Origin of the sequence: Veillonella sp. ICM51a (genome assembly GCF_000524355.1) — a bacterium.
Lineage (GTDB): Bacteria > Bacillota > Negativicutes > Veillonellales > Veillonellaceae > Veillonella > Veillonella atypica.
Genome location: NZ_JAPX01000044.1, coordinates 1 through 3,050 on the forward strand (window position 1 = coordinate 1; position 3,050 = coordinate 3,050).

2 protein-coding genes are annotated in these 3,050 nt (G+C 33.6%); both read right to left on the minus strand.

Features of this window, described 5'->3' with window-relative positions; all coding sequences use genetic code 11:
• Positions 1-291 precede the first annotated feature (291 nt).
• The gene (locus HMPREF1504_RS07735) at positions 292-720 is read right to left on the minus strand and encodes a hypothetical protein (RefSeq protein WP_038124868.1); all 429 of its coding nucleotides are present in this window, start codon (positions 718-720) and stop codon (positions 292-294) included.
• The coding region (locus HMPREF1504_RS07740; protein ID WP_038124870.1) for a hemagglutinin repeat-containing protein at positions 695-3,050 on the minus strand (2,356 nt) is incomplete at its 5' end. The genes HMPREF1504_RS07735 and HMPREF1504_RS07740, both read right to left, overlap by 26 nt.

Genomic DNA, 3,050 nt, shown 5'->3' on the forward strand with positions numbered 1-3,050 from the left:
TTGTAAAGCATGTGAGCCTTGTATGCTTATTTTTTTGCAAAAAAAATAATGTTGGTAGTGACACCGTTAATGATGTCACCCCAACATTTATTATAGAACCTCCATTTAGTATGAACTAATCTCTGATAGTCAAACATTATACGATTTCCGTTAATAACTAAATTATAGTTGACTGACTCCAATTTTATATTCCCATACGGAAAAGGACCATTAAAGATAAAATAGTAAAGATTTCATTCTCCCTGAGACTATATAAATTAACAGTTTAAAGATTTAATAAAATACGTTTAATTATTCAAGATCTATATAACTAAACTTAGACTGTATTAGATTCTCTTCATCCGCCTTTGTGGAAATTATAAAATCAACAGCAATCAAATCAATACACATTACAGGCATAACTATTTTAGCTTTAACACCATTTAGTACTGGACTTACCCTTTTCTTATTATGAGTCATAGTTCCATCTGTTTTAACAACACATGGTTCGACACTAATATCTTGAATATCATATTCATGATTACGATATTCATGAAATTTCATTGATTCATTCTTAATTAAAAGGTCACTTTTAATATTAACCTCTATACAGTTAATAAATCTAATTTCACAGGATTCTGACAATAATATGACTGTATTACCAAAATCTTTAATATCTAATGAATATGGCATTTCATCCCATAAATCTAATATATCAATTCTTTTTTGAAGTTCCATCATTTTTATCCTCTTTAATTCTTATATGTGCTTCAGGGTCACGACGTCCAACAGGTTTCCAGTTACTATCTAATGGTTTACCATTCTTATCATATATATGTAAATGATTATAAGGTGTATGCTTATCAGGTGGATCAACCCGCAACCGCATAATATTATTATTATCCTTTACATGTAATCTATTATTACGATTATTTACAGACCATCCTTTTGGTCCTAAATATTTAGAACTTAATCTATCAAAATCATTAATATCCATTTCTTCATATTTACGATTTTTAAAAGTTTTTTCTAATTCATCTACATTAATTGTATTCTCTGAAGAACCCGTTCCTGTATTACCTTTTTCCTTAACTTCACTTTTTGATTTCGGCAAGGAATTCTTTAATTGTGAGACTTTTTGAGCTATAATATTTCTCTTCTTATTTGCTTCATTAGCTAACCCCACAATTACTGGTCCAGATATAGATGGTCCACTATTATGTGGATCCTTTTTATTAGATGAATTATCCTCGTTTATATTAGGGACATCATCACTACTAGAATTCCCAATATTAGAATTATCATTGCTAACATTTGGTAAATCTAAATGATTATTTAAAGGGTTAATTCTCAAAGGAAATTGCTTTAGAATAATTTCACTTACAGGGGCACCCGTTTTTATAGATTCCCAGGCTCCAGTTCTTGGATTCTTAATAAACGAATCGGAACTATCATCTATAATGCTTTCATCTCCAATTGTATAAGGTAATTGTACTTGTTGTCCACTAATTAAACTCGTAATATGAATAAAAAAATCATTAAACTTATTTTTATCTCTTACCCAATTATCCGTACCATCTGGTCCAATCCAGCGACCGGAATATGCTGTACTTTGGGGAATACTAATTCCATCAAAAAATCTACGCCCTATAACATCCCATTTCCCACTGTCTTTATAGGTGTTACCATTAGAAGCATGGAAAACATTAATATACTGATATCCTATTCCAGGATTGTAATCTAATTGAACTTTATACTCAGTTCCTACATATGGTACAGTTATGCTCCAAGGCCCATTAAATCTCGATTCGGAAGCGTTTCTTCCTTCTCCAGAATCAATACTTTCACCACTAGATTCACCATAACTGGTATCAACACTTGAATTTGTGAGTTGATCAATTGATCTAGCCCATGGAAACTCCTGAGTATCAGCTTCACTAAGAGTAACTGGCTCAGCACGCCCTGTTTCTATAGGAGTCGTTAAAGCTTTATAAAACACACTTCCTACAACACTAAATCTAAGTCCCGCTAATAACTTCGCCGAATCAACTTCTATAGGATATGGACTTGTTAATTCTGCATTCCATTTAGTAGCATAAGCTGACACCGCAGCCCCAGCATTTAAAGAGCCACCACTAACTTTATTAACTACACCACCGGCCCCAGCACTCAACCATTGTGCTAATGCCGGATCATTATCCGCTATTTGCTTAATCTTTTCTATAAGCATTTCATTGGTCATTGTAGCTTTAAAACCACTACCTGATGCATTACCTGCCATACGTGCAGCCCACTCGCCAATTACACCATGAGCAAAAGCTTTAGCAATCTTGCCTTCTTTTGTGGTAGGTTGCCAGTTATGTAATTGCTCATAAGCATTCTTAGCAAATAAACGTGCCAACTCCTGACGTTCTTCAATTTTCTTTTTATCAAAAATCTTATCTAGTTGATGTAATGTATTTTTGGTATTGGTATTAATAGTCCTAGTATCAATTTCTTTACCATCTACAGTTAGTATACCATCAGAAATAGCAGATTGAGTAGTCGAGCTTGCTTTACCTTTAGATCCTACGCCTAAATTTGGAACTAGACCGATATTATTATAGATCTTATCATAGCCTTTTTTATCATTGGTCTTCATCTCTTCGAGTTTCTTTTTACTACCATAGTAGTTATAGCCGATCCCATTATTGCTATAGGTATACTCAGCTTCATTTTGGATGTCTTTCATCTCAAGAGATTTAGTAGTCAATGTATTCTTAGCTTTTGGAGCTTCACTTTTAATGACGGCACCTTCTAATGTAGTCCCATTCCCTACATGAATATCATAGCCATCTTCTCCAGCATAAATACCTGCCTGATGAGTCACGCTCTTCCATTTACTATCAATGCGTCCTACGCTAGCACTAATACTACCTGTTGGATTCTTGAAATTAGGTGTAGAGGAAACAGAGAAGCCCGCAGACTTACTGTGTTCTTTAAAGTTATCTACATCTTGTAAGCTTTGAATATGTAAATCACGACCAGTATCAACTTCAACTTTCTTACCAGATACAGTAGAGCCAATAATA